The sequence below is a fragment of the Streptacidiphilus monticola genome (assembly GCF_042658505.1).
Lineage (GTDB): Bacteria > Actinomycetota > Actinomycetes > Streptomycetales > Streptomycetaceae > Streptacidiphilus > Streptacidiphilus monticola.
The window spans coordinates 1-1,343 of sequence record NZ_JBHSQJ010000225.1; the positions used below are offsets into that span (position 1 = coordinate 1).

The 1,343-nt window shown below is 74.6% G+C and carries 1 protein-coding gene; it reads right to left on the bottom strand.

Annotation, left to right across the window (positions count from 1 at the left end; all coding sequences use genetic code 11):
• Positions 1-231 precede the first annotated feature (231 nt).
• On the bottom strand, positions 232-1,095 hold the full coding sequence (locus ACFP3V_RS31460) for a carbon-nitrogen hydrolase family protein (RefSeq protein ID WP_380591147.1): 864 nt from the start codon (positions 1,093-1,095) through the stop codon (positions 232-234).
• Positions 1,096-1,343 lie beyond the last annotated feature (248 nt).

Sequence of the window (1,343 nt, forward strand, 5' to 3'; positions counted from 1 at the left end):
CCGCGGCGAGGGCGATCCGGACCCGGCTGAGCGGCGCGCCGGCGCTGCCCGCGGCGGCCTGTCGGCGTTGCGTCTGCTTCGTCACCGTCACCGTCACCCCAGGAACTCGCTGTGCCCTTGGGGAGATCCCACCTCCGCGGCTCGGCGGCGGCAAGCGGAGGCGGGCAAACGAGCGCTCCCGCTGGTCACCGGGGCGCCGCCTGACAGCGCGTCAGGCCGGGCCCGGACCGGTCACGCCGACGTCGGCGCGCCCTGGAGCGCCAGGCGCTGACGCGGCATCAGCGACGGGTCGCCGTAGTCCGCCTGCCACGGGTGGCGCTCCCGGCAGGCGCGCAGGACCTCGGGGTCGAGATCGGCGACGAGCAGCTCGGCGTCCGCCGGCCCCGCCTCGGCGACGAGCCGGCCGAGCGGATCCCACACCGCGCTGCTCCCGCAGGTGTCCCAACCGCCGGTCGTGCCCACCAGGTTGGCGAGGACGGCGTACATGGTGTTGTCGTGGGCACGGGCCGGGAACCAGACCCGGGACTCGTGGTGGCCTTGGCCGACGCTGAACAGCGCGCCCACCAGGTAGGCGTGGCACCCGTCGAGCGCGGCGGCGCGGGCGTGCTCGGGGAAGCCGGAGTCGTAGCAGACTCCGATGCCGAGCCGCCAGCCGTCCACGTCCACCGACAGGCCCTGCCGTCCCGGCTGGTAGACGTCCTGCTCGGTGCGGAAGAGCAACTGCTTGTCGTACCGGGCGGCCCAGGTTCCGTCGCCGTCCAGGACCAGCGCGGAGACGAAGAGGCTGCCCGCGTCGTGCACGGCCGTGCCGACGACGGCGACCGCGCCGGTGTCCCGGCAGGCGTCGAGCAGCGGCGCCAGCCGCGCGTCTCCACCGCCCCGCACCGCGCAGCGCTCGGGATCGGCCTGGATCAGGCCGGGCTCGTAGCCCGTCAGGAACTTCTCCGGGAAGAGCACGACGCGCGCCCCCGCATCCCCTGCTTCGCGGACCATGGCCGCCGCGGCGGCCGCGTTGGCCGCGACGTCGCCGGGCACGGGACATGCCTGGGCCACCGCGACGCGCAGCGGCACGGCGGGAAGGTGGGTCTCGGACATCGGGAGGCACCACAACTCTCGGTCCTGGGCCGCGAGGCACCGGCGGGGATCGGCTCCGACCCTAGTCAGGCCACTGATGACGGGTCCAGTCCCGCTGCGCGGCGAGGCCCCCGTCCACGGCATCGCACCGCGCGGGGGCCTCGTCCGTCAGCCGTCGGCTACTTGACGGTGATGTCGGTGTAGACCGGGACGCTGAACGGGTCCAGCTGCACGTTGGAGACCTTCGAGGACCAGCCGACCAGGCCGTT